The organism is Mycobacterium sp. 4858 (assembly GCF_900240975.1).
Classification (GTDB): Bacteria; Actinomycetota; Actinomycetes; order Mycobacteriales; family Mycobacteriaceae; genus Mycobacterium.
The window spans coordinates 2,390,469-2,414,491 of the sequence record NZ_LT968776.1 but is presented as its reverse complement, the minus strand read 5'-3'; the positions used below and the strand labels follow the sequence as shown (position 1 = coordinate 2,414,491).

The following is a 24,023-nucleotide window of genomic DNA, read 5'->3' as shown; positions in this document are numbered from 1 at the left end:
GATCGCTGTCGATCGCCACGCTGGTGACCTAGTGTATCCGCACGGTGTGCGCCGCCCCGCCGGCGCGTTCCCCGGTTGACTGGTTCCGCCGCCATGGGACACCATGGCCGCGAACCGTAACGGTGAGGAGGTGGGCCGTCGCAATGGCCGACATCACCATGTTGATCCTCGCCGACCACGAGTGGTTCCGCGAACAGTTCGCCAAGCTGGATTACCTGCAGGCGCAGACACCGTCGGACCAGGCCGCGCTGGCGCGGGTGTGGCGTCCCCTCGCCGACAAGCTGGACGTCCACGCCTACGTCGAAGAGAAGATCTTCTATCCGCAGTTGCTCAGGCGCGGCTCCGACGAGGCCGAAGGCGAGACGCTCGACGCCATCGGGGACCACAACGACATCCGCGACGGAGTGCGCGACGCCGACGCCGCCCAGGTCGGCACCGAACAGTGGTGGGCCGCGGTCGGACGCACCCGCGAGGCCAACGACGACCACATGGGGGAAGAGGAGCGAGAAGGGCTGTCGGACTTCCGTCGGACCGCCCCCATCGGCCTCCGCGAAGCGCTGGGGCGGCAATACAGCGATTTCATGGCCGAACATCCCACCACCGAAGGGCTGCCGATCGTCGACCGTGACCCCCAACGCTATGTCGAAGACGTCGAGGCCACCGCGCAGTCCGCGCCGCAGGAACGGTCTGCGCCGCAGGATTTCTCGCTTCGCATCGGCAGCCTGAAAGGTCAGTGAGTTCTCGCGCACCCGGCCCGGGTCGCTACCATCGGCCACCGGTCGATGAAGACGATAGAGCCGGTTGGGAGTGAGATTTGTTCGGCCCGCGCAACTTCTGGGTACGCAATTCGTCGATGAGTGCACGGGGCCGCCGGAGGAAATGGGCACGCAAAGAGATCCGGGTCGCCGACCCGGCCATGCGCCAGACCATCATGGGGACCGCCATCGGCAACTTCATGGAGTGGTACGACTTCGGCGTCTACGGCTACATCGCCACCACCATCGCCCAGGTGTTCTTTCCCGGTAAGAGCGTCAGCGGCGTCCACCTCATCGCGACCTTCGGCACCCTGGCGGCAGCCTTCGTGGTGCGCCCGCTCGGCGGGTTCATCTTCGGCCCGCTCGGCGACCGCATCGGACGGCACCGGGTGCTCGTCGTCACCATCCTGATGATGACCGTGAGCACCACCGTGACGGGCCTGCTGCCCGGTTACAGCGCCATCGGCATCTGGGCACCGATCCTGCTCGTCATCGCCCGCATCTTTCAGGGCCTGTCGACCGGCGGCGAGTACGTCGGCGCGATGACCTACCTGGTCGAGCAGGCCCCCGACCACAAACGCGGCATGATGGTCGGGTTTTTGCCGATGGGCAATCTGGTCGGGTTCGTGCTCGCCGGGATGCTGGTGACCGGGCTGCAGACCTGGCTGCCCGAGAACGACATGCTGACGTACGGCTGGCGCATTCCGCTGCTGCTGGGCCTGCCGTTCGGCCTGTTCGCGCTGTTCCTGCGGCTGCGGCTCGAGGAGTCCTCCGCGTACGAAACGGCGACGGACGCCGGGCACCCGCCCGAGAGCGGCCGGCAGCAGTTTCGGCGCACGGTCGTCGACCAGTGGCGCGGCCTGCTGATCTGCGCCGCGCTGGTGCTGACCTCACAGGTGGCCGACTTCATGCTGACCGGCTACCTGCCGACCTACCTGAAACTGTTCGTGCGCGTCGGTCACACCGCCGGGCTGGTGATGATTGTGGTGACGCTGGCGATCCTGATGGTCACCGTGGTGCTGGTCGCCGCGTTGTCCGACCGCATCGGCGTCAAACCGATCATGTGGACCGGCTGCGCGCTGCTGGTCGTGGGTTCCATTCCCGCGTTCCTGCTCATCCGATTCGGCAGCATCTACCCGGTGATCTTCCTCGGCGTGCTGCTGATCGGATTGATGGAGCTGTGCTTCGACAGCACAGCACCCGCGATGCTGCCTGCGCTTTTTCCCACCAACGTGCGCTACGGGGCGCTGGCCATCTCGTACAACATCTCGATATCGGCCGTGGGCGGCACCACGCCGCTGATCGCCCAGGCGCTGGTGTCGGGTACCGGCAACGTCATGGCGCCCGCCTACATGCTGATCGTCGGCGGCCTGGTGGGCGCCGTCACGCTGCTGTTCACCCCGGAGGTGGCCGGGAAACCGCTGCCCGGGTCCGGGCCCGCGGTGGAAAGCGAGCGGGAGGCCCGCGAGCTGGCCGACGACGTCAGGTAGCCGGCCCGCTCAGACACCTCAAACCCGTTGACCACGCGCCTGTTTCGTAGCCGATAGGTGAAAGCCACTGCCACGAAACGGTTTTCGACGGCCGCGTGTGAGAATCGCCGGCCTGGGTATATAGGCGGTGTGCTCCAGCGTGTGCCGCGGCCAACCGGCGAAGGTCATCGGGGACCGGTTTGGGCTGGGCCGTCGCGTTGACGGCCCAGCCCAAACCGGTCCCCGATGACCTTCGCCGGTTGGCCGCGGCACACGGGGTGGCGACCTCCTACCGAAATGAGCGGCGAGAGCCGGTGGAGGTCGACGCCGACGTCGTCATCCGGGTGCTCGGCCTGCTCGACGTCGACGCCGCGACCGAAGCCGACCGGCGCCGCGAGTTGGCCCGACTGGCCGAGCGGGACCGCGCCGGCGCCCTGGCGCCGACGGTGGCGGTACGGGTGGACGGGCGTCCCCGGCCGCTGCCCCGGGCCGCCCTGCTGGTGGCCGAGGACGGCGACCAAATCGAGGTGCACGACGAGCTGCCCGGTGACCTGGCCGCGGGCTGGTATCGGCTGCACCTGAGCGACGGCCAGGAAGCCACCCTGGTGGCCGCGCCGCCGCGGGTGCCGCCGACGCCGGCCACCTGGGGCTGGATGCTGCAGCTCTACGGGTTGCGGTCGGCGCGGTCCTGGGGCGTGGGTGACCTGGGCGACCTGCGGGAGTTCGTCGAGTGGACGGCCTCCGAGCACGGGGCAGGCGCGGTACTGCTCAACCCGCTCAGCGCCCCCGGACCGACGCATCCGGTGCAACCGTCCCCCTACACCCCGTCGAGCCGGCGGTTCGCCAACCCGCTGGCCTTACGGGTCGAGGACCTCGACGCCTATCGCCGGGCCGATTCGGACACCCGTGCGGAGGTGGACGCGCTCCGGGTCTCGGCGACCACCGAGCGCATCGACTATGACCTGGTGTGGGCGGCCAAACGGTCGGCCCTGGAGTTGCTGTGGCGCGCCGAAGGCCGCCCCAGCCCACTGGACGAATCGGTCGCCGGGACGGGGCTGCGGGATTGGGCCACGTACTGCGCGCTGGCCGAGCGCCACGGCGGCCGGTGGACCTGCTGGCCCGCGCCGTTGCGTGACGTCGCCGGGCCGGCGGTGGTGGCGGCCCGCCATGAGCTGGCGCCGCGGGTGGCGTTCCATACCTGGGTGCAGCAACGCTGCGACGAGCAGCTCACCGCGGTGCGCAACGCCGCACGGAACGCGGGCATGGCGCTCGGCGTCCTGCACGACCTGCCGGTCGGTGTGGACGCGAACGGCGCCGACGCGTGGGCGTTGGCCGACGTGCTCGCCGCGGGGGTCAGCGTCGGGGCTCCGCCGGACAACTTCACCCCGCGGGGACAGGATTGGGGACTGCCGCCGTGGCGGCCGGACCGCCTCGCCGCCACCGGCTATGCCGCGCTGCGGGACATGCTGCGCGCGGTGCTCGGCCACGCCGACGGTCTCCGGATCGACCATGTGGCCGGGCTGTGGCGGCTGTGGTGGATTCCCCCGGGCGACGGCCCGGATCGCGGCACCTACGTGCACTACGACGCCGACGTCATGCTGGCGGTCCTGGCGCTGGAGGCGCACCGGGCTGGGACCACCGTCGTCGGCGAGGACCTCGGCACCGTCGAACCGGAGGTGACCCAGGCGCTGGCCGACAACGAGATGCTCGGGTGCGCGGTGTCCTGGTTCACCCGCGACCAGTCCGCGCCCGACGAGCCCCTGCTTCCGCCGGCGAGGTGGCCGTCGCGGGCGGCGGCCAGCCTGTCCACCCACGACCTGCCCACGGCGGCCGGATTTCTGCGGGGCGAACACGTGCGCGCCCGCGCCGACCTCGGCCTGCTCGACGACGTGGCGGGCGAACAGTCGGTGGCCGACAAGGAACGGGCCGAGTGGCTGCAGCTGCTGCGCGCCGAGGGGCTCCTGACGGGCACCGATCCGGACGAGGCCGCGATCATCACCGCGATGCACCGATTGCTGGCGGCGACCCCCAGCCGCCTGAAGTTGATTTCGCCGTACGACGTGCTGGCCGAACCCCGCCAGCCCAACTTGCCGGGAACCATCGACGAGTATCCGAACTGGCGGCTTCCGCTGCCGGCAACTCTCGAGGAACTGCGGGCCGACCCCCGGGTCGCCGAGATCACCGCCGCCTTCCGCGAGTCGCAGTAGGCCAAACGGCCGCGGCCGCAAGCGCTTCGGCCCACCGCCGGAATCGGGTCGTGAATCGCGATTAGCAAACGCGCGCTGCGGCTACTACGACATGGGCGTGTACCGCGCGGACGGTGCAACGAAAGAACGGGGTTGACCATGGAACCGATATCGCCGACCGATGCGCTGTTTCTCATCGGCGAGTCGCGCGAACACCCGATGCACGTGGGATCGCTGCAACTCTTCGAGCCGCCCGAGGACGCCGGGCCCCATTTCGTCCGCGAGTCTTACCAGGCCATGGTCGAGTGCACGGACGTGCAACCGACGTTCCGCAAGCACCCTGCCTTCTTCGGCGGTCTGACCAACCTCGCGTGGTCGTTCGACAACGACGTCGAGCTCGACTACCACCTGCGCCGCTCGGCCCTCCCCGAGCCGGGCCGGGTCCGCGACCTGCTGGAACTGGCGTCCCGGCTGCACGGCAGCCTGCTCGACCGGCACCGCCCGCTGTGGGAGGCCCACCTGGTCGAGGGACTGCAGGACGGCCGGTACGCGGTTTACACCAAGTACCACCACTCCCTCATGGACGGCGTGTCCGCGATGCGGCTGGTGCAGCGCGCCTTCACTCCCGACCCGCACGACGACGAAGTGCGCGTCCCGTGGACCCTCCGGCCGCGCAAGCGAAGCGGGGGGCACAAGCGCCGGTCGCTGCTCGGGCGTGCCGGGGGCGCCGCCGGTTCGGCGCTCGCCCTGGCGCCGTCCACGCTGAAGCTGGCGCGGGCCGCACTCCTCGAGCAACAACTCACGCTGCCGTTCCGCGCGCCGCGAAGCATGTTCAACGTCCGGATCGGCGGCGCCCGGCGGGTGGCCGCACAGTCGTGGTCGCTGGACCGGATCAAAGCGGTCAAGTCCGCGGCGGAAGTGACGATCAACGACGTGGTGCTCGCCATGTGCGCCGGGGCCCTGCGCGCCTACCTCCTCGAGCAGAGCGCACTCCCGGACGCCCCCCTGACCGCGATGGTGCCGGTCAATCTCCGCAAGGCCGACGACGACCGCGGGGGCAACCAGGTCGGCACGTTCTTGTGCAACTTGGCAACGGATCTCGACGACCCGGCGCGGCGTCTCGAGATCATCAGCACCTCGATTCGCGACACCAAAGAGGTGTTCCAGCAGTTGCCCCCGGTTCAGCAACTGGCCCTGTCGGCATTCAACATCGGTGGCCTGTTCTTCGGGCTGATCCCCGGCTACCTGTCGGCGGCGTCACCGCCGTTCAACATCGTCATCTCCAACGTGTCGACCGGCCCCTCCGAGCCGCTGTACTGGCGTGGCGCGCGTCTGGACGGAAACTACCCCCTGTCCATCCCGCTCGACGGCCAGGCGGTCAACATCACCGTGACCAACAATGCCGACAACCTCGACTTCGGCCTGGTGGGCTGCCGCCGCAGCGTCCCGCACCTGCAGCGGCTGCTGGGCCACTTGGAGACGTCGCTGAAGGACCTGGAACGCGCCGTCGGCGTGTAGCGGATGGGGCCTAGGACGCCTCCGCCTGGGGCCTGGTGGTGTAGTCCAGGCACACCGTGGTGCCGTTGGGACGGGCATTGATGGTGCAGTGGTCGGCGAGCGCGTGCATCAGCATGATGCCGCGGGATCGGTGGCGATCGCTGAGGCGCTGCGGCGAGGGGTGGTGCCAGGATCCGCGGTCGCTGACACACACGCTGATCGACTGGGCGGCGGGATCGTGGCTTGCCTGCAGTTTCATGGTGCCCGCCGCGCGGTGGGTCCGGTAGGCGTGCTCGACACAGTTGGCCAAGGCCTCGTTGACGCCCAGAATGATGTCGTCGCGTACCTCCGCGGGGGCCTCAGTCACGTCCTGAAGCCACCGGCGCAGGGCGCGGCGAAGTTCGGCCGCCGTAACGGCGTCAGCGGCACCGGCGCAGGTCAGCCGCGCGGGCGTCACGACCGTGGGTGGAAGTAGTGAGGTCATGCTAAGGGCATACCCAGTTGCGGGCGTGGTGTTAACTTGTTGGCCGTCTCGCTTTGGCCACAGGCGGATACACATTGGGAATCGGCTTGCCGTACAACGATATACAGAGGGATCCTATGGAATTCCGAGCATTCATCGAGCCGCAGCAGGGCGCCCGCTACGCCGATCAGGTCGCGGTTGCCCAGACCGCCGAACAGCTGGGTTTCGCGGCGTTCTTCCGGTCCGACCACTATCTGGCGATGAGCGGCGACGGCCTGCCGGGCCCCACCGATTCCTGGGTGACCCTGGGTGCGATCGCGCGGGAGACATCGAGCATCCGGCTGGGCACCCTGGTGACGTCGGCAACGTTCCGTTATCCGGGTCCGCTGGCCATCGCGGTGGCCCAGGTGGACGAGATGAGCTCAGGGCGCGTCGAATTCGGCCTGGGCAGCGGCTGGTTCGAGAAGGAGCATCAGGCGTACGGGATTCCGTTTCCCCCGCTGCGCGAGCGGTTCGACCGGCTCAGCGAACAGCTGGCCATCGTGACCGGCCTGTGGGCGACCGAGCCCGGTGAGACCTTCGACTACGCCGGCGAGTACTACACCATCGCCGGGTCACCGGCGCTGCCCAAGCCGACGCAACGCCCGCACCCACCGATCGTCATCGGCGGCCTCGGCGCCCAGCGGACGCCGCGGCTGGCGGCGAAGTACGCGGCCGAGTTCAACGTTCCGTTCGCGCCGATAGGCGTGGCGGAGAAGCAGTATCAACGCGTGGCGGAGGCGGTCGCCGCGGCCGGCAGGCCGGCCGACTCGATGGTCTACTCGAGCGCCTTCGTGCTGTGCGCTGGGCGTAACGACAAGCAGGTGACCCGCCGGGCCGCCGCGATCGGGCGTGACCTCGACGAGTTACGCGGCAACAGCCCGCTCGTCGGCACGCCCGCCGAGATCGTCGACAACCTGGGCGCCTGGAAACAGATCGGCGTGCAGCGCGTGTACACCCAGTTGCTTGATCTGTCCGATCTGGCGCATCTGGAGTTGGTGGCGAGCGAGGTTATGCCGCAACTGCTTTGACACGCATGAGTGAGCTCGTCAGGTGGACTCGGCCTCGGCGCGTTCCTCCTCGAGCCGGTCCTTGCTGCGCAGCAACCGCAGCAACGTCACGAACAGCAGCCCGCCGATCATGTTGCCCACCACGGTATAGGCGAACCAGCCCAGCCAGGTCAGATAGCCGAACGGTGCGTGGCCGGTGGCCAGCGCGCCGAAGATCAACAGCGAATCAAGGATCGAATGGAACAGCCGTAGCCCGGCGAGCAGGAAGGCGGCGGCGACGGCGGCGGCGATCTTGGCGGGCACGGAGTCCGTGCCGTGTTGCATCCGGGTCATCAGCGTGATGACCATGCCGCCGAGAACGGCCAGCGCCATGCTCTGACCCGACAGCGGCGCGGTGGCGAAGTGGGTGCCGGATTCGATGGTCTGTGCGTGCAGTTCGGGAAACCCGGTCATGATCAGCCACATGATCACCCAGCCGCCCACGAGGTTGGCGAACATGGTGCCGCCCCACAGTTTGAGCAGCTGCGGGAGGCTGGCGCGCTTGGCGGCCACGGTGACGACGGGGATGATGAAGCCCTCGGTGAACAGCTCACTGCGCCCCAGCAGCAGGGCCAGGAAGCCGATCGAGAACGCGACCCCGGCCAGCAGCGGACGGTGCGTGGCGTCGAGCACCGCCAGATAGGCGAGCACCCCGATCCCCACCTCGGTGCCGCCGAAGAAGCCGGTGACCAGCACGCCGCGCCAGGTCCGGTGCAGGCGCTGGGTGCCCTCGCTCAGCATCCTGCTGAAGGCATCCTCGAGCTCGTCCTCGATCGGGCTGTCGGTCTGTCCGAGCTCGCGCTGGGTCGTCTCACTCATGGTGGATGGCCAGATACCCGTTATTCGGCGGGCGGGCCATCCGGTGTGAGACATCTGACACCAGCCGTTGCGCCGTCACCTGCGCCGTCGAAGGACAGGTGTCACCAGTTCGCCCGTGTCGAGGTAACTCTCCAGGTTGCGGATCGCCAGCAGCGCCATCGCCCTGCGGGTGCGGCCGGTGGCGCTGCCGATGTGCGGGAACAGCACCACGTTGTCCAGCGTCAACAGTTCGGCCGGCACGTGGGGTTCGTCGGCGAACACGTCCAGCCCCGCCCCGCCCAGGGCTCCGCCGGCCAGCAACTCCACGAGCGCGTCCTGATCGACGACGCTGCCGCGGGCGATGTTGATCAGGTAACCCTCCGGCCCCAACGCCTCGAGGACGGTGCGGTCGACCAGGTGGCGAGTGTGGGGATCGCCCGTGGTGGCCACGACGAGGACGTCGACCGACTCGGCCAGCTCTACCGGCGAGTCGGCGTAGCGGTACGGCGACCCGTCGATGCGGTGGCGATTGTGGTACGCGATGGCACAGTCGAATGCGAACAGACGGGTCGCGATGGCCGAGCCGATCCGGCCCAGGCCGAGGATCCCGACCTGCAGACCGTTGACGTCACGGCCGTACGGGAATGGGCCGTCGCGCACCCATCGGCCCGCCCGCACGTAGCGGTCCGCGGCGCCGAAACGGCGCAGGGTCATCAGGATCAGGCCCAGTGCGGTGTCGGCCACGGTGTCCGACAGGACGTCGGGAGTGTTGCTGACACCGATTCCGCGGCGCTGCGCCGCGGGCAGATCGATCATGTCCACCCCGGCCCCATTGTTGACGATGACCTCCAAATTGGGCAGCGCCGCGATCGTGTCGGCGTCGAGGCCGGGCGGCCCCGATGTGATCGCCACCCGGATGTCGGGCCCGTGCTCGGCCAGGAAAGCGGCCCGCCCGGGGCCGTCGGGAAGCTTCGTGATGTCGTAGCGCGCGGTCAGCTCGGCTTCGAACGTCCGCTCGAAGGCGCCGACCCGCACCGCGCCCGGGATCTTTTCAGTCGTCACCCCTCCATCATCGGGCGCGGGGAAATATCCGGGCACCCGCGGTCGTTGTCCACCGCGACGGTGTCGGACATTCCCCCGGGTACCACCTGTAGAACCGTCGCTTCGAGCGACCACTTGCCGAGAGGCGCGAAGACGGCACCGTCCCAAACTTTTTCGTCGCGCGCGGGAAGCAAATCCGCGGCGACTTGGTTGCACCGCGAATGCGCATCGGAGTCGTGTTCCCGCAGACCGAGCTCGGCGGAGATCCCGCGGTGGTACGCGCGTACGGGCAGGCGGTCGAAGGGCTCGGATTCACCCACATCCTCGCCTACGACCACGTCGTGGGCGCCGACCCGGGCGTGCACCGGGGCTGGGACGGCCCCTACGACATCGACTCGACGTTTCACGAGCCGTTCGTCATGTTCGGCTACCTGGCCGCGATCACGTCGCTGGAGCTCGTGACCGGCGTCATCATCCTGCCGCAGCGGCAGACGGCACTGGTGGCCAAGCAAGCCGCTGAGGTCGACCTGCTGACCGGCGGCAGGTTTCGGCTCGGCGTCGGATTGGGCTGGAACGCCGTCGAATACGAAGCGCTGGGTGAGACGTTCACCAATCGCGGCAGGCGCTCCGAGGAGCAGATCGAGCTCCTGCGCAGGCTGTGGACCGAACGATCGGTCACCTTCGATGGGAAATACCACACGGTGACCGCCGCGGGGCTCGCGCCGCTGCCCACCCAACGCCCGATTCCGGTGTGGATCGGCGCGGCCTCCGACCGCGGGTTGGAACGCGCGGGGCGGCTCGCCGACGGCTGGTTCCCGATGACCGCTCCGGGACCCCGTCTGGACCACGCGCGCGCACAGGTGCAGCGCGCCGCAGCGGCCGCAGGCCGGGACGCGGAGAGCCTCGGCATGGAAGGCCGGGTCAGCTGGACCGGCAACCCGGACAAGGCGTACGCGGACATCGCCGCTTGGCGAACCGCCGGCGCCACCCACCTGTCGGTCAACACCATGAACGCAGGGCTTGCGACCGTCGACGACCACCTCGCCGCGCTGGAACGGGTCGCCGACGACCTGCGGTAGCGCGTCTCAGCCTCACTGGGCATACTTAGGGTACCCTAAACCCTGCGGCTGGGAGGCGCGATGCGCACCGTCTACACCGAAACGGTCCTGCCCACTACGGCCGACCGGGTCTGGGCGGCGATGCTGTCCCCCGTCACCTTCGTTTACGTGTGCAAGGGCCTGTTCGCGATCCCCGCCCTGAGCGGTCGCGCGGAGCCACTGCGCTTGGGCGAGCGGGGGACAGCCTGGCTGTTCGCCTTCCACCTGCTACCGGCCTACCGGCACACGATCGAGATTGTGCACATCGACGAGGCCGCCGGAACGGTTCGCACCCACGAGCACGGCGGGATTCTCCGGGCGTGGAACCACACGCTGCATGTCGAAGCGATCGACGACCAGTCGTGCCGATACAGCGACACGATCGAAATCGACGCCGGGGTCGCCACGGCCGTCGTGGCAAGGGTCGCGAGCGCTATTTTCCGTTACCGGCAACGGCGCTGGCACAAACTTGTTCGTCGTCACCTGCTTCCGCGGGGACCCGCCTACGCATCCTGAGGGGCGCGACGGCCGCTAGCCGGCGTCCGCTTCGACCAGGCTGAGATGGGCCGCGCGGCGGTTGGCTTTCGACGACTTGCGCACGCGCCCATAAGGTTCCATCGGCCCGTCGTGGACCTTGACCTCTCCGCCGGTGCCGCCATGCCGGCGCCGCCAGTCGCTGATCGCTTGGTGCGCCGCGTGATCGAGGTAGGTTGCCCTCAGGTGAATGGTGACCGCGGCGCGATCGGGGATCGTCGCGAGCACGCCCGTCAGCCGGGGCAGGGCCAGGAAAGTGCATGCGCCTTCGATCAAGACGTGCCATTCGCCATCCACGGGCTTGGCTTCCACCCTGGCCCGCACCACGCGCCAACCGGTGACGACGACCGCCACCGCGAGTCCGATCAGCACGCCGTGCAGCAGATTGAGGAAGACGACGCCGACGATCGTCACCAGATAGACGGCGAGATCGCCATTGCGCGAGGCGGTCTCGATGTGAGCCGGCTTCAACAGCTCGATTCCGATGACGATGAGCAACCCCGCGAGCGCCGCGGTGGGGATCTGTTCGACCAGTCCCGCGAAGGGTACGGCAAACAGCAGGACCCACACCCCGTGCATGATCGTCGAGGCGCGAGTTTTGGCGCCCGCGTTGACGTTCGCCGCGCTGCGCACGATTACGCCTGCGATCGGGAGCCCGCCGATCGCGCCCGACGCCATATTCGCCGCGCCCTGCCCGATCAGCTCGCGGTTGAAGTCGGTGCGCGCCCCGGTGTGCATGCGGTCGATCGAGACGGCCGTCAACAGGCTTTGAACGCTGGTGATCAGCGTGACGGTGATCACCGCGATCACGACCGCCCGCCAGTCGCCCTCGGGCAGCTGGGGCAGCTGCAGCGCCTCCAGCACCGAGCCCTCCAGCCTGATGCGGGACACGTTGAACGGCAACGCGGCCGAGAGGACGGTGACGGCGACGATGGCGACCAGTGGGCCGGGGATCTTGGCCACCCGGGCCGGGGCCCAGCGCCAGGCGATCAGAATGGCGATGACGAGCAGACCCAGCACGACCCCCGGCCGGTGCGCGCCGACGATTTGGGCGGGCAGGCCGACGACGTTCGTCCAGGCCGAGCTCTGCGATTGGCCGCCGAGCAATACGTGCACCTGCTGCAGCGCGATTGTGATTCCGATGCCGCCCAGCATGGCGTGCACCACGACCGGTGAGATCGCCAAGGCGGCCCGTGCGATTCGGCTGATTCCCAACATCACTTGCAGGGCCCCGGCGATGACGGTGATGAAACATGTTACTGCCCAGCCGAACTGGGAGACCAGATCGGCGACGACGACGGTGAGTCCGGCGGCCGGACCACTGACCTGTAACGGTGACCCGCCGAGGCGCCCTGCGACGATGCCGCCGACGATCGCCGCGATCAAACCGGACAGCACCGGGGCGTCGGACGCGATCGCGATGCCCAGCGACAAGGGAAGCGCCACCAGAAAGACCACCAACGACGCCGGCAGGTCGTACTGAATGGCCGCGCGCCACCGGTCGCCTCGAACCGGTTGCGCCCGCTCGGTGTCGTTTTCAGCTGGCCGCCCGGCGTGTGGCATCGGCCCTCCCTGGGATATGCATGAGGGGCGCGTTCGGGTAGCCACCCGTAACGCACCAGGAGCGGAGCGTAACGCTCTCGGGCACAATCGATCCCACACCGCCGCGAACGTCGTTGTCCCGCTTCAGCGTGCCGTGCCTATGCGTGTCGACGGTATGGGGCGGCCCACCGGGTCGCAACCCGACCTTCCAGGCGCATATCGAACGCAAATCTTTTGCCGCGCAGTGCGCTCGGGGGCGCAATGAGGCGCGGGGTCGCGCCCGCACGTCGAAATCACCTGCGGTTCAACGAATTACTCCAGGACGAAGACCGGTATCCGCCTCGCTGTCTTCGCCTGATATTCGGCGTAGGGCGGATAGGCCTCGACCGCCCGTTGCCACCACTGCTTGCGCTCGTCCGCCTCGAGTTCGCGCGCGCTGAGCGCGAAGACCTTGTCGCCATCCTGCAGCGTCACGTCCGGATTGGCTTTGAGGTTGAAGTACCACGACGGGTGTGCGGGGGCTCCGCCCTTCGACGCGACCATGGCGTATCGGCCGTCGTTTTCGACGCGCATCATCGGCACGTACCGCTTCTTGCCGGACTTCGCTCCGGTCACCGTCACCAGCACGACGGGCCGGTCCAGGATCTCGACCCCGTCGGTCGTGCCTTGCTCGAGGATCTGCTCGGTCTGCTCGCGCACCCAGTCCCTCGGGCTCAGTTCGATCTCGTCGGCCATACCCGATCTCAACACGTCCCCGCGCCGCAGTCATCCCCCCGGAAATCGTCGGTCCGTCGGTCCGTCGACGGGCGCGTAGAGTGGGCCGTATCGCTTAAATGAGCTAACTAACCAGGGAGAGGAGTCGGGTAGTGGCCCGCACCGAGAACGACACATGGGACCTGGCCTCGAGCGTCGGAGCGACCGCAACGGCGGTGGCCGCCCAGCGGGCGATCGCTTCGAAAGGGCCTGAGCCGCTGCTGAACGACCCCTTCGCCGATCCACTCGTGCGCGCCGTGGGCAGCGAGGTCTTCGTCAAGCTCCTCGACAACGAAATCGACCGCTCCGACGATCCCCTGCTGAATCGCGAGGCCGTGAACGAGCAGATCACGGTCCGCACCCGATACTTCGACGACTTCTTCATGCAGGCAACGCAATCCGGGGTCCGCCAGGCGGTCATCCTGGCGTCGGGCCTGGACACCCGTGCCTACCGCCTGTCCTGGCCGGCCGGCACGGTGGTCTACGAGATCGACCAGCCCGAGGTCATCGAGTTCAAGACGCGGGTGCTGGCCGACCTGGGCGCCGCGCCGGCCGCCGAGCGCCGCACGGTGGCGATCGACCTGCGCGAGGACTGGCCGGCCGCCCTGGTCAAGACCGGCTTCGACGCCGGCGCGCCGACGGCGTGGAGCGCCGAAGGCCTGCTCGTCTACCTGCCACCCGAGGCGCAGGACCGCTTGTTCGACAACGTCGTCGCGTTGTCCGCGCCGGGCAGCCGGATCGCGACCGAGCACATGGATCTGCGCAACATCCCGGCGGACTGGGCGCAGAAGCTGACCGAGCGGTCGCAACGCCTGGGCTCCGACATCAATCTGGCCGAGCTCTTCTACACCGGCGATCGCAACACCGCCGCCGAATACCTGGCGGCGCACGGCTGGCGGGTCGACATCCGGACCACCGAGGAGGCCTTCGCCGCCCACGGGTTCGAGGTGCCCGACGACGAGCTGGCTTCCTTCGGCGAGGACTCCGGTTACCTGACCGCCACGCTGCCCTAAGCCGGCCGTTCGCAATATCAACCCCATTGACATATATCAGTGCGGTTGATACAAAGGTTTCATGTCTCAACCGACTCACGAAATGTTCGAAGCCGCCTACCGGGGCGAAGCCCCGGAGATGGGCGAGGGCAACCGCCCGCCGTGGAGCATCGGCGAGCCGCAGCCGGAGATCGCCGCGCTGATCGAGGCCGGGAAGTTCCACGGCGACGTGCTCGATGCCGGATGCGGGGAGGCGGCGGTGTCGTTGTTCCTCGCCGAGCGCGGCTTCATCACGGTGGGCTTGGACCAGTCGCCCACCGCCATCAATTTGGCACGCGAGAAGGCGGCCAGGCGTGGCCTTACCAATGCCACCTTCGATGTCGCGGATATCAGCGCCTTCGACGGTTACGACGGTCGATTCGGCACGATCGTCGACAGCACCCTTTTCCACTCGATGCCCGTCGAGCTACGCGAGGGCTATCAGCGATCCATCGTGCGGGCGGCCGCGCCGGGCGCCTCGTATTTCGTGCTGGTCTTCGACCGTGAGGGCGTGCCGGCCGAGAGCCCGATCAACGCGGTGACCGAGGAGGAGCTGCGCGACGTGGTCTCCAAGTACTGGGTCATCGACGAGATCCGGCCGGCACGCATCCACGCCAACGTGCCCGACAGCTTCCTGGAGGGATCCGAGGCCTTCGCCGGCACCGACATTCGCGACGAGGGCAACGGCCGCAAGTCGATGCGGGCCTGGCTGCTGTCCGCGCATCTCGGCTAGCGGCGAGGTTTCGGAGCGCGGGATTCGGGAGACCCTGACTGGAGCGACATCACCGGTCAGAGGAGCTCACGTGGACCAGCAAGTCAATCTCGACCCGCCGCCCGCGCCCGACGACGCCCGACAGGCGACCGAAGAACAGCGCAAGCTGCAGGAACAACTCGAGCATCAGAACGATGACCCCGACGCGCCCGGGTTGCAGCAGTCCCGCCATGACACGGCCGATGAAAGCACGCGCTAGGTTGCGCAACGCCTGGCAAGTTGGCGGATCGGCGCTCGGCCGGTCAGCTATCGTGCGCGACTCGACGGCGACCCGCACGACGCGGGAGTTGACTGGGCAACGATCGACGGCACCCGCACCGCCCGATCGGGTTCAATAGTCACCCCCGCCGCCCGGCGTGAGCGGGAAGCCCCGCTGTTGAGCCAGCAAGCGAATCCGCCCAGGACGAGGCCGACCCCGACACCGAGGTCGGGACGCTGGCCCAGGATGAGCCACGCCAGTACCGCGGCGACCGCGGGGATGACGGCGAACAGCATCGCGACCGCAGCCGCGCCGTGGGTGTTGATGGCCCGGACGTAGAGGCTCACCGCGAGCGTCGCGTTCAACAGCACCATGCCGGCGATCGCGATCGCGGCCTGCCGGACGTCGTGCACGGTGAACGGCGTGAGGAGCGCCAGCGCCGCGGCGGGAACGAGCGCGACCGCGTTCTGCAGCGCGCTCATCGTGCGAAAGTCGACGCCAGTGCAGAACCGTTGCTGGTAGACGCCGCCTGCTGAAAGCCCGAGCAGGGCAACGCCAAGCAGCACGATGACCGGGTCCACGCCGTGGGTGGTCGCCAACCGTTTGGCGCACGCGGCGAGCACCGCGAGGACACCGAGGGCGAGCGCGAGCAGTCGCTGGGGGCCGAGCGGCTCGCGCAGAAACAGCGAGGCCAGGATGGCCGTGGCGACGGGGTTCATCGCGACCACCACCGCGCACAGCACCGCGGGCGATCCGCGCTGAACGGCCTCGTAGAGGCAGCAGAACTGCACGGCCTGGATCAGCAGGCCGACCACCACGACATGACCGAACTGCGCGCCCCGCGGCCAGGGCGCCTTGGCCAGCACGGCCCATATCGCCAAAACCATTGCGGCCAAACCGAAGCGGAACACCAGCGCGGCCATGGGCGTCATGGCCGTCACCGCCAGCACCCCGATGGGATAACCGAGGGCGTAGAAGAACGTCACCGCCGACGCGGTGGTCAGCGGCATGCGCGGCAGGTCCATACGACCCATGCTGGCCTAGGCCCACCCGCGCAGTCCAACGATTATTGCCGATCGGGACTGATCGCGTTTACTTATCAGTCCAGTGGGTCGGCAGCCGAGATTCGCCTCAAGTAACTGGACTATTGATTAGCGGTACTGATCGGAATATGGTCGCTGCTATGCCCCAGGTGCTGGACATCGCGCCGTTGCGCAGCCTCGTCGCGGTGGCCGACTGTGGTGGATTTCACCGCGCCGCCGCCGCGCTGCACCTGAGCCAGTCCGCGGTCAGCCAACACCTGCGCCGGGTCGAGGCGGTCGTCGGTGAGCCGCTGATCCAGCGGTCCGGCCGCGGCATTGTGTTCACCGAGATCGGGCTGAGGGTGCTGCGGCATGCCCGCACGATCTTGGCCGCACATGACACGGCGCTCGACGACCTCGGCGCCACCGAGCCCAGGCTCCTGACGATCGGGGCCACCGAGCACGGCGCGGACGTGATGCTGGCGGGGCTCACCAGCCTGCTGCGTGAGCGGCTTCCCGACCGGCGGGTGCGTTTCCGGCTGGACCGCAACGTGTCGCTGGCCGACTCGATCGAACGCGGCCTCGTTGACTTGGCGATCATGCTCGACGGCGCCGGCCTGGACCGTGCCAACGCGTCCGGGTTGGTTCGCCTGCAATGGATTTCGGCGCGCTCGTTGGCGCTCCCGGCGCGCGAACCACTCCCTCTGGTGATCTTCTCCGAGCCGTGCACGTTGCGGGAACCCGCGTTCGCCATCCTCGAAAACCACGGCATCGACTATGAGATCGCCGCCGAATGCGGCGACCTGTCCGGGCTGTACGCGGCGGTACGGTCGGGGCTCGGGGTGGCGTTGCTGCCGATGATCGGCACGCTGCCCGACGGCGTGTGCCCGGCCGAGGGCCTACCGCCCACCAACCTCGCATCCATCCTGGTTCGCGGCCGTGCCGGCATCGACCCCGGGTTGCTGGGTACCGTGGACGAGGCGGTGCGTGAGGTGCTCGCCGCCGCGGACTAACGGCTGCCACCAGATAGTGCCGCCCAGTCGCGTTTTTCGCGTTCCGTCATGTCGTTTGACGTGATGGCGCCGAATCGCGCGGCCCCGCGCGCGAACCGATCCGGCGCGTCGGGCAGCGCATCGGGCCCCTCCAGCCGAAAGCAGCTCGGCGCCAGCGGGCCGAACAGCAGGGCGCGGCGCAGCTGCGGCCAGTTTTCCAGGCGCGGTTCCACGCCAGCGGCTCGGGCGAACGTGATGGCGGCGAGGTTCAATCGCGTTTTCTGGGACAACCCCCGACGAGCGCGGTAGGCATCGATTGCCGTTCGCTGGTCCGCTTCAGGTACATCGGGTATGACGCCGCCCCACGTGTAGGCGATCCACCTGGCCTGAAGTTCCAGCGGCACAAAGTATCCGCCCGCCTGGTCCCACATGCCCATGAGCGCAAGCCCCGGGAGGTCCGGATGAAAGGTAAACCGATCGGCGTCCAGGTGCATCGCGTCAAGGTCCAGAATCTGCTGGATTTCGTCGCTCAGGAACGGTAGACGCACATCGAAACCGGTACCGAACAGCATCCCGTCGAACTCCTCCGCTCGGTCGTCGGCGAAGGTGACCGTCGCGCCCAACACCGCTTTCATCCACGGCCGCACCGATATCCGGCCTTCGGCGACCAACGGAAGATAATGCTGGCTCAACGTCACCCCGGCCGCGAAGAGCGACAGGTCGGGCGCTGGGGCGCCATATTGCTCGGGGCTTCCCGCCGCGCCGACCACGATCTCTTTCACCTGGCGATCGATGTCTTCTGCTGGCAGGGTTTCTTCGGCTAACGCGCCGTAGCGCGTGTAGAGCACGTGGTCGGTGGGGACGCCGCCAATGAACTTCGGGACGACGTATCGTTGTCGCCGCTGCGTCACGACGACGCGCGCCGCCCCGAGTTGCGCGAGTTCCGAAGCGATTTCGAGCGCACTGATTGCGCAACCGGCGACCAGAACGCGTTTGCCGCGATACGCTGCGGCATCTCGGTAGCCGAATGTGGGCCTGGCACCCGCGCATCCGGAGAACGTTTCCAGTCCGGCGACAGCGGGCACCGCCGGCGCAGTGAACCTGCCGCTGGCCACCACCACGCGCTCGAAGCGGTCGGTCCCATCGGAATGACTCACGAGCCACCCGGGCCCGTCGTCCCGGCTGACCAGCTCCACCCGGTTGCGGAGCCGGAGACGTGGCATCAACCCGAATTTGGCGGCGTAGCGACGCAGGTAGTCGAGAATCTCGTGGTTCGGTAGGTAGACAAGGTCGGTGTCGTGCTCGAGGTCGCTGAAGGCAGTCATCGTGCGACTGCTGTTGGTGTACATGCCCGGCCATACGCCACTCGACCCGGCCGACGCCGCCCACTGGCCGCCCAGCGCCGGACCCTGCTCGAAGAGCGTGGGCTCGAATCCCTGCGACAACAGCCAGCGGGCCGCCACCAGCCCGCCCGGTCCGGCGCCGATCACGGCGACGCTTGTCATCCGGTAACTCTCGCACGCCCGTGCCCGCGTGGGTGGCGGTTCACAGCGCGGCGGTAAGTCTCCATAATGCTGCGCGGTCCACAGACGCTGAGCGGTCGATCGGGCTGATCACCACGTCGGTGGCACCCGCATCGCGATAACGGCGTAGCTGACGCACGACACTTTCCTCGGGTCCGATGGCGGCGAGCTCGGTGACGCTGGCGACTTCTTCCCTGGCGATCACGTTGCGATAAGAGGGGATGCTCTCGTAGAAACTCAGATGTTGCGCGGCGATGGCCTGGGCGCCTTCGACATCTTCGGACAACAGCACCGGAACCGCGGCGATGATGCGCGGCGCGGGACGACCCGCATCGGCCGCCGCCTTGGTGATCTCCGGCACGATGAATTCGCCGATGGTCCGGGGCCCGGCCAGGTAAGGCAACGTCCCGTCCGCCAGTTCGCCGGTGACCCGCAGCGCCTTTGGGCCCATCGCCGCCACATACACCGGGACGGGCGTCCCGCCCGCGACCTGTACCGGCCAGGTGGGGCTCGCACTGAGTTCGCTGCCGTGGAAGTCGACGCCGCCGGTGTTGAACACAGACCCGAGGATCGTCAGATGTTCCCGTAACCGGGTGATCCCGTTGGACCAGTCGGTGCCGAAAGCCTGGCGCTCGATCTGGCGGGCGCCCAGACCGAGGCCGAGGCTGAAGTTGCCGTGCGCGGCGGCCTGTGCCGTCTGCGCCAGCGACGCGACGATCAGCGGGTGGCGCGGATTGATCGGCACCACGGACGTCCCGACGCCGAGTCCGGGCACCGCGGCGCCGACGAGGGCCGCCAGCGCGATCGCGTCATAGTTCTGCTGTTGGGGAAGCCAAACCTGGGCCACGCCGTGCTCGTGAGCGTCTCGGGCTTGCGCGATCACGTCGTCGACAAGGTTGGCGGCATCGGGTCGCGCCATCAGGATGATTCCGGTAGCCATACCGACAAGCAACGGCGCCGTCCGCGCGAGCATTCCTGTCGCAATCAGCCTGATCAAAAGGTCACGCATGATGATGGCTCGGGGAGCGAACCGTTGACCACCTTGGATACGTACCGCGCCTGTTTCGTCAATCGCACTACGACACCGCCTATCCCGCCCGCCCAGTTCCCGCCCCCAAGTGGGATTTGAAGGTCTGAGGGGCCCTCCGGGCAGGTGCGGCTCTCAGCCTGATGTTTAGCCGGCCGGCGTCGGCTCAAGAAACGGCCGGTTAAAAATTGCTGCCCGGCTGACTAATTCAGGTTGATGTCAGATTCCCTTTTTATCGTCACGGCGTCCGTCCAGTTCGAGACCATCAAGGAGGAAAGCCATGCCGTTCACGGCGAGCCGGCCATTGGCATCGGCGGCAGCATCCGGCAGCGTGCAGCAGGATGGGGCGACGCCGGCCGTGCACAACGCCCTCGCGGTCGACCCGGCTCAGCGGGTCGACCCGGCTGGCGGCGACGTGGTATCAGCCTTGGTCGCAATGCATTTCAACAACCACGTGAATACGTATCACACTGCGGCGGCCCAAACAGCGGTTGTCCTGGACATGCTGGCACGAATCTTCAACACCAATGCCGCTTCCCGCTTGCGGAACGGCGGCATCGACGCGTCCGTTGCGGAATAAGGGGGATCACAATGGTGGACTATGGTTCGCTCTCGCCGGAGATCAATTCAGCGCGAATGTATTCCGGCCCAGGCTCGACATCGCTGACCACGGCCGCCTCCGCGTGGAATGCGCTTGCCGCCGAGTTGAATGCGGCTGCTCTGAGCTATCAGAACGTAGTGACCCAGTTGTCCAGCGAGGACTGGCTGGGTTCCGCGTCATCGGCAATGGCCGATGCGGCCGGCCCGTACGTCGAATGGATGAGCACGACCGCCACCCAGGCGGAGCAGGCTGCCAGCCAGGCCAGTGCGGCTGCGGCGGCATACGAGGCGGCCTTCGCCTCGACGGTGCCACCAACCTCGATTGCCGCAAATCGCGCCCTGCTGGCACAGTTGGTGTCGACCAACGTGGTGGGTCAAAACACGGCCGCTATTGCGGCCAATGAAGCCGAATACAGCGAGATGTGGGCGCAGGACGCGAGCGCGATGTATTCCTACGCAGCACAATCGGCGTCTGCGACCAAAGTGACCGCATTCACCGATGCGCCCCAGACGACGAGCTCCAGCGGCCAGGCCACCCAGAGTGCAGCGGTCACTTCGGCGACGGCCAGCTCGACGAGCAGCTCAACGCAGTCGACGCTGTCGCAGGTGCCCAGCACGCTGCAAAGTCTTGCCTCCCCGGCGTCTTCGGCCACCTCATCAGGAACATCATCGAGCAGCTCCTCGACCACGTCGTCAAGCAGCTCCTCGTCGACCACGTCCTCAACCAGCTCCTCAAGCAGCTCCTCAAGCAGCTCCTCGTCGAGTTTGGCCAGTGAGATCTGGTACCTGCTGACCGGGCAGAGCACCCTGCCCACCAACCTCGGGACGTTCCTCAACGGCTATAGCCCCTACGCCAGCTTCCTTTACAACACCGAGGGTTTGCCGTATTTCAGTGTCGGTATGGGCAACTTCGGGGTGCAAATGGCCAAGACCCTGGGGGTGATCGGCGGAACGGCCGCTGCCGCGGCCAAGGCACTGCCAGGGCTCGGTGGGCTGGGCGGCCTCCTGGGTGGCGGTGCGCACGTCGCGGCGAGTTTCGGCAACGCCGCTGCGGTCGGCCCACTTTCGGTGCCGCCCGTATGGGCTGGGGCCGGGACGGCGCCGGCGATCACCCACGCCGTACCCGTCAGCAGCATCAGCGCCGCGCCCGAGGCTGCTCCCGGCAACCTGCTCGGTGGCCTGCCCCTTGCCGGTACGGGTGCCGAGGCAGCCGGTCGCGGTCCCCGCTACGGCTTCCGCCCCACCGTCATGGCCCGCCCACCCTTCGGCGGGTGACCGGCCGAGGGCGCGTTTCTGGCGCCGGCGGTGGTACGGCATCTCCGCCCGCGCTGAAGAGCATCGGGCTCGCTCATGTCGCATCAGGGTGCAGCGGCAGTGTGAGTTTGAAGCGCGCCCCGGGGTGGTGGGAAACGCACGTGAGCTCCCCATCGTGGGCGCGCGCCAGTGCGCGAGCGATGGGCAAGCCGAGTCCCGCGCCCCCCTGGTCCTGGTCTCGGGCGGTATCGAGGCGGACTAGCCGGTCGAAAATCCGCTCGCGTTCGGTGTCTGGGATGCCCGGGCCTGAATCGGTGACGGTGAGCTCCGCGTGGGCTGCGGAGCCGCCCCGTGGATCGCTGCGTGGGCTGCGGCGCACGTCGATCACAATGTGGCCACCGTCTGGGGTGTGCCGACGGGCGTTGTCGACAAGATTGGACACGACCTGCTCGATACGCGCTCGGTCGGCGCGGATGAGCACCGCCGGCTCGCCAACACGGGTGACGGTGATTCCCGGTGAAAGCAAAGTCGCTCGTTCACATTGGCCTTGGGCGATCTCTACCAGGTCAGCATCTGAAAGATCCAGCGCCACACCGGAATCGATGCGACTGAGATCGAGCATATCGGAGACCAGTCGAGCGGCTCGGCGTGATTCATCCAGCAGCAGCGCGGCGCGCCGGTGCTGGGCATATACACTTGCCTCGCCATTCTGTTCAGTTGGCGCACAGAGGATTTGTTCTGCAGCGGCACTGATACCGGTGATCGGTGTGCGAAGTTCGTGCGCGGCATCGGCAAGAAATTGGCGAATGCGTTGTTCGGAGGCTTCCAAGGCGTCGAGCATGTCATCGAACGCCGCCGCCGCGCGCCCCAGTTCGGTCCCAGAACGATCAGGCCGTAACCGCTGGCCGCGGTCGCCGACGGCGATCGATCGCGCCAGGGCGGTAAGCCGATCCAGCGGGTGCAATGCAGTGCGGGTAGCGACGGTCAGCAGCAACGCCGCGACGGCCAGGGTGACCACACCGCACGCGACCATGACTTCGCGCAACCGCCGGATCAACGTTGTGGTTGGGGTGGTGTCGGCGACCAGAATCACGCGCCCGCCCGACATCAGCGGGTGCACCACCACGGTGGCGGTGCCCTCCGCCGATCCCGGCGGTGGCGGTGGGGGCCACCCCGGCGGTATCGGCGGAGGTGACGGCCAACCAGGCGGAGGCGACGGCAGGGGCGGCGGGACCGTAGGTCCGGTTACCGTCTCGGGGCGGATGGCTTGGTCACCGTGGGTGGTCCCGTCCGCCGCAACGAGCAGCGCACGGATTCCGGCGCCGCCCAACAGCGCCGCAAGCTGATCAGAGGGGGTCTTCGCGGCGGCCAACGCGTCGGCGCGTCCGGCGGTGACCATCAGCCGACTGTGGACATCGCGATACGTCTGCGCGCGTAACAGCGCATCAATCGTGATGCCCAGCACCACCAGAAGGACGGTCAGCATCCCGAGGACCATGAGGACCACCCGTCGATGCAACGAAGGGGTGGCGGTAGCCGGCACAGCCGCCGTGCGACGACGGCTCACGACCGGATCGGCTGCAGCCGGTAACCGATGCCACGCACCGTGTGGAGAATCCGGGGCCCGTGTGCTTCCAGTTTGCGGCGCAGCCTCTTGATGTGAACGTGGACCACGTTGACGTTGTAGGAGCTGTAACCCCACACGACGCGCAGGATCTGCGCTGAACTGACGATGCGGCCGCGCTGCTCGACCAAGAACGCAAGGAGGCGAAGTTCGGTGCCAGTCAGGTCCAACGGCGATCCGGCCCGGGCGACCACCCCGGCCTCGAGGTCCAACGTCAGGTCACCGTATTGGACCACCGCCGGCAACCGCCCGCGACGGCGAAGCACAGCCCCGACCCGAGAGATCAGCTCGGCCAGTTCGAAAGGCTTCACCACATAGTCGTCAGCACCGCCGTCCAAGCCACGCACCCGGTCGGGCAACCCGTCGCGAGCGGTCAACACCACGATTCCGGCTTCACCCCAATCGCGCACCACATCGATCAACTCGAACCCATTACGTCCGGGCAGCATGACGTCCAAGATCACCAAATCGGGCCGGAAGCCCTCCAGCACCTCTTCCAACCGCGTCCCATCCGTACGCACGGCGGTCAGATACCCGACCCCGGTCAGGGCTTCGCCGAGCATGTCACGGATCGCTTTGGTGTCCTCCACCACCAAGATCCGCGCCCCACCCGCCGTGACGGTTCCCCGCCGACCCAAGTTCCGCACGTGCCGCGGGCGCTCGAGTTTCGAGCCGATCACCTGAGTAGTTGTTGGACGACAAACGGCGGCAATGGTCCCCATCCACCACGCGACCTTCGCGGACGACTTATGTGTT

The 24,023-nt window shown here is 67.9% G+C and carries 23 protein-coding genes; 13 read left to right on the top strand and 10 right to left on the bottom strand.

Annotated features, from left to right (window positions below; translation table 11 throughout):
- The first annotated feature begins 143 nt into the window (after window positions 1–143).
- The 4 genes from C1737_RS19845 (at window position 144) to C1737_RS19830 (ending at window position 5,928) form a co-directional block, all read left to right on the top strand.
- Window positions 144–737 (top strand): hemerythrin domain-containing protein, encoded by a 594-nt coding sequence (locus C1737_RS19845; RefSeq protein ID WP_067926312.1) that lies wholly within the window; start codon window positions 144–146, stop codon window positions 735–737.
- A 179-nt stretch (window positions 738–916) separates the two neighbouring features.
- The gene (locus tag C1737_RS19840; RefSeq protein ID WP_068098092.1) at window positions 917–2,245 is read left to right on the top strand and encodes an MFS transporter; all 1,329 of its coding nucleotides are present in this window, start codon (window positions 917–919) and stop codon (window positions 2,243–2,245) included.
- A gap of 239 nt (window positions 2,246–2,484) precedes the next feature.
- A complete protein-coding gene (gene malQ, locus C1737_RS19835; protein ID WP_233214796.1) occupies window positions 2,485–4,431 on the top strand; it encodes a 4-alpha-glucanotransferase in 1,947 nt (648 codons plus the stop codon).
- A gap of 138 nt (window positions 4,432–4,569) precedes the next feature.
- The gene (locus C1737_RS19830) at window positions 4,570–5,928 is read left to right on the top strand and encodes a wax ester/triacylglycerol synthase family O-acyltransferase (RefSeq protein WP_067926307.1); all 1,359 of its coding nucleotides are present in this window, start codon (window positions 4,570–4,572) and stop codon (window positions 5,926–5,928) included.
- A 10-nt stretch (window positions 5,929–5,938) separates the two neighbouring features.
- Here C1737_RS19830 and C1737_RS19825 read toward each other — a convergent pair whose 3' ends face one another.
- Window positions 5,939–6,391, bottom strand: a complete 453-nt coding sequence (locus tag C1737_RS19825; RefSeq protein ID WP_102419259.1) for an ATP-binding protein — start codon at window positions 6,389–6,391, stop codon at window positions 5,939–5,941.
- A 116-nt stretch (window positions 6,392–6,507) separates the two neighbouring features.
- Here C1737_RS19825 and C1737_RS19820 point away from each other — a divergent pair, with 116 nt between their 5' ends.
- A complete protein-coding gene (locus tag C1737_RS19820) occupies window positions 6,508–7,440 on the top strand; it encodes an LLM class F420-dependent oxidoreductase (protein ID WP_067926301.1) in 933 nt (310 codons plus the stop codon).
- A gap of 18 nt (window positions 7,441–7,458) precedes the next feature.
- Here C1737_RS19820 and C1737_RS19815 read toward each other — a convergent pair whose 3' ends face one another.
- Together C1737_RS19815 and C1737_RS19810 are read right to left on the bottom strand one after the other, a co-directional pair.
- The gene (locus tag C1737_RS19815; RefSeq protein ID WP_102419258.1) at window positions 7,459–8,277 is read right to left on the bottom strand and encodes a formate/nitrite transporter family protein; all 819 of its coding nucleotides are present in this window, start codon (window positions 8,275–8,277) and stop codon (window positions 7,459–7,461) included.
- A 75-nt stretch (window positions 8,278–8,352) separates the two neighbouring features.
- Window positions 8,353–9,318: a 2-hydroxyacid dehydrogenase gene (locus C1737_RS19810; protein ID WP_068098087.1), complete on the bottom strand. Its 966-nt coding sequence runs from the start codon at window positions 9,316–9,318 to the stop codon at window positions 8,353–8,355.
- Between the two features lie 200 nt (window positions 9,319–9,518).
- Here C1737_RS19810 and C1737_RS19805 point away from each other — a divergent pair, with 200 nt between their 5' ends.
- Both C1737_RS19805 and C1737_RS19800 read left to right on the top strand, forming a co-directional pair.
- On the top strand, window positions 9,519–10,376 hold the full coding sequence (locus tag C1737_RS19805) for an LLM class F420-dependent oxidoreductase (RefSeq protein ID WP_102419257.1): 858 nt from the start codon (window positions 9,519–9,521) through the stop codon (window positions 10,374–10,376).
- Between the two features lie 60 nt (window positions 10,377–10,436).
- The gene (locus C1737_RS19800; protein ID WP_102419256.1) at window positions 10,437–10,910 is read left to right on the top strand and encodes a hypothetical protein; all 474 of its coding nucleotides are present in this window, start codon (window positions 10,437–10,439) and stop codon (window positions 10,908–10,910) included.
- Between the two features lie 15 nt (window positions 10,911–10,925).
- On the opposite strand, the gene C1737_RS19795 is transcribed toward C1737_RS19800, so the two are convergent.
- The gene (locus C1737_RS19795; RefSeq protein ID WP_102419255.1) at window positions 10,926–12,491 is read right to left on the bottom strand and encodes a SulP family inorganic anion transporter; all 1,566 of its coding nucleotides are present in this window, start codon (window positions 12,489–12,491) and stop codon (window positions 10,926–10,928) included.
- 291 nt (window positions 12,492–12,782) lie between these two features.
- On the bottom strand, window positions 12,783–13,205 hold the full coding sequence (locus tag C1737_RS19790) for a nitroreductase family deazaflavin-dependent oxidoreductase (RefSeq protein WP_102419254.1): 423 nt from the start codon (window positions 13,203–13,205) through the stop codon (window positions 12,783–12,785).
- A gap of 131 nt (window positions 13,206–13,336) precedes the next feature.
- Between C1737_RS19790 and C1737_RS19785 the strand changes: the two genes are divergently transcribed.
- The 3 genes from C1737_RS19785 to C1737_RS26905 all read left to right on the top strand — a co-directional run bounded on the left by C1737_RS19785 (window position 13,337) and on the right by C1737_RS26905 (window position 15,225).
- Entirely contained in the window at window positions 13,337–14,236 is a 900-nt protein-coding gene (locus C1737_RS19785) for a class I SAM-dependent methyltransferase (RefSeq protein ID WP_067926285.1), read from the top strand.
- A gap of 61 nt (window positions 14,237–14,297) precedes the next feature.
- On the top strand, window positions 14,298–14,987 hold the full coding sequence (locus C1737_RS19780; RefSeq protein ID WP_102419253.1) for a class I SAM-dependent methyltransferase: 690 nt from the start codon (window positions 14,298–14,300) through the stop codon (window positions 14,985–14,987).
- Between the two features lie 70 nt (window positions 14,988–15,057).
- Complete coding sequence (locus C1737_RS26905; protein ID WP_197516419.1) at window positions 15,058–15,225, top strand: hypothetical protein; 168 nt, start codon at window positions 15,058–15,060, stop codon at window positions 15,223–15,225.
- A 47-nt stretch (window positions 15,226–15,272) separates the two neighbouring features.
- Here the strand turns inward: C1737_RS26905 and C1737_RS19775 are convergent, their stop codons facing one another.
- Window positions 15,273–16,235, bottom strand: coding sequence for a DMT family transporter (locus tag C1737_RS19775; RefSeq protein WP_102420036.1), 963 nt, complete (start codon window positions 16,233–16,235; stop codon window positions 15,273–15,275).
- Window positions 16,236–16,408: 173 nt separating this feature from the next.
- Here C1737_RS19775 and C1737_RS19770 point away from each other — a divergent pair, with 173 nt between their 5' ends.
- Complete coding sequence (locus C1737_RS19770; RefSeq protein WP_068098095.1) at window positions 16,409–17,260, top strand: LysR family transcriptional regulator; 852 nt, start codon at window positions 16,409–16,411, stop codon at window positions 17,258–17,260.
- On the opposite strand, the gene C1737_RS19765 is transcribed toward C1737_RS19770, so the two are convergent.
- Both C1737_RS19765 and C1737_RS19760 read right to left on the bottom strand, forming a co-directional pair.
- The gene (locus C1737_RS19765; RefSeq protein WP_233214795.1) at window positions 17,257–18,729 is read right to left on the bottom strand and encodes an NAD(P)/FAD-dependent oxidoreductase; all 1,473 of its coding nucleotides are present in this window, start codon (window positions 18,727–18,729) and stop codon (window positions 17,257–17,259) included. The two genes, C1737_RS19770 and C1737_RS19765, sit on opposite strands and share 4 nt — an antisense overlap.
- A gap of 55 nt (window positions 18,730–18,784) precedes the next feature.
- Window positions 18,785–19,702 carry an LLM class F420-dependent oxidoreductase gene (locus C1737_RS19760; protein ID WP_068098125.1) on the bottom strand — a complete coding sequence of 306 codons (918 nt, stop codon included), beginning with the start codon at window positions 19,700–19,702 and terminating at the stop codon, window positions 18,785–18,787.
- Window positions 19,703–20,069: 367 nt separating this feature from the next.
- Between C1737_RS19760 and C1737_RS19755 the strand changes: the two genes are divergently transcribed.
- Together C1737_RS19755 and C1737_RS19750 are read left to right on the top strand one after the other, a co-directional pair.
- Window positions 20,070–20,369, top strand: a complete 300-nt coding sequence (locus C1737_RS19755) for a PE family protein (protein WP_102419250.1) — start codon at window positions 20,070–20,072, stop codon at window positions 20,367–20,369.
- A gap of 11 nt (window positions 20,370–20,380) precedes the next feature.
- Entirely contained in the window at window positions 20,381–21,664 is a 1,284-nt protein-coding gene (locus tag C1737_RS19750; RefSeq protein WP_102419249.1) for a PPE family protein, read from the top strand.
- A 73-nt stretch (window positions 21,665–21,737) separates the two neighbouring features.
- Here C1737_RS19750 and C1737_RS19745 read toward each other — a convergent pair whose 3' ends face one another.
- Window positions 21,738–23,141 (bottom strand): cell wall metabolism sensor histidine kinase WalK, encoded by a 1,404-nt coding sequence (locus C1737_RS19745; protein ID WP_102420035.1) that lies wholly within the window; start codon window positions 23,139–23,141, stop codon window positions 21,738–21,740.
- 65 nt (window positions 23,142–23,206) lie between these two features.
- Entirely contained in the window at window positions 23,207–23,989 is a 783-nt protein-coding gene (locus C1737_RS19740; RefSeq protein WP_102419248.1) for a response regulator transcription factor, read from the bottom strand.
- Window positions 23,990–24,023: the final 34 nt, after the last annotated feature.

Coding starts and splice junctions, on each gene's coding strand:
- C1737_RS19845 (WP_067926312.1), top strand. CDS start 144: ATGGCCGACATCACCATGTTGATCCTCGCCGACCACGAGTGGTTCCGC.
- C1737_RS19840 (WP_068098092.1), top strand. CDS start 917: ATGCGCCAGACCATCATGGGGACCGCCATCGGCAACTTCATGGAGTGG.
- C1737_RS19830 (WP_067926307.1), top strand. CDS start 4,570: ATGGAACCGATATCGCCGACCGATGCGCTGTTTCTCATCGGCGAGTCG.
- C1737_RS19825 (WP_102419259.1), bottom strand. CDS start 6,391: ATGACCTCACTACTTCCACCCACGGTCGTGACGCCCGCGCGGCTGACC.
- C1737_RS19820 (WP_067926301.1), top strand. CDS start 6,508: ATGGAATTCCGAGCATTCATCGAGCCGCAGCAGGGCGCCCGCTACGCC.
- C1737_RS19815 (WP_102419258.1), bottom strand. CDS start 8,277: ATGAGTGAGACGACCCAGCGCGAGCTCGGACAGACCGACAGCCCGATC.
- C1737_RS19805 (WP_102419257.1), top strand. CDS start 9,519: ATGCGCATCGGAGTCGTGTTCCCGCAGACCGAGCTCGGCGGAGATCCC.
- C1737_RS19800 (WP_102419256.1), top strand. CDS start 10,437: ATGCGCACCGTCTACACCGAAACGGTCCTGCCCACTACGGCCGACCGG.
- C1737_RS19795 (WP_102419255.1), bottom strand. CDS start 12,491: ATGCCACACGCCGGGCGGCCAGCTGAAAACGACACCGAGCGGGCGCAA.
- C1737_RS19790 (WP_102419254.1), bottom strand. CDS start 13,205: ATGGCCGACGAGATCGAACTGAGCCCGAGGGACTGGGTGCGCGAGCAG.
- C1737_RS19780 (WP_102419253.1), top strand. CDS start 14,298: ATGTCTCAACCGACTCACGAAATGTTCGAAGCCGCCTACCGGGGCGAA.
- C1737_RS19775 (WP_102420036.1), bottom strand. CDS start 16,235: ATGCCGCTGACCACCGCGTCGGCGGTGACGTTCTTCTACGCCCTCGGT.
- C1737_RS19770 (WP_068098095.1), top strand. CDS start 16,409: ATGCCCCAGGTGCTGGACATCGCGCCGTTGCGCAGCCTCGTCGCGGTG.
- C1737_RS19760 (WP_068098125.1), bottom strand. CDS start 19,702: ATGGCTACCGGAATCATCCTGATGGCGCGACCCGATGCCGCCAACCTT.
- C1737_RS19755 (WP_102419250.1), top strand. CDS start 20,070: ATGCCGTTCACGGCGAGCCGGCCATTGGCATCGGCGGCAGCATCCGGC.
- C1737_RS19750 (WP_102419249.1), top strand. CDS start 20,381: ATGGTGGACTATGGTTCGCTCTCGCCGGAGATCAATTCAGCGCGAATG.
- C1737_RS19745 (WP_102420035.1), bottom strand. CDS start 23,141: ATGGTCCTCGGGATGCTGACCGTCCTTCTGGTGGTGCTGGGCATCACG.
- C1737_RS19740 (WP_102419248.1), bottom strand. CDS start 23,989: ATGGGGACCATTGCCGCCGTTTGTCGTCCAACAACTACTCAGGTGATC.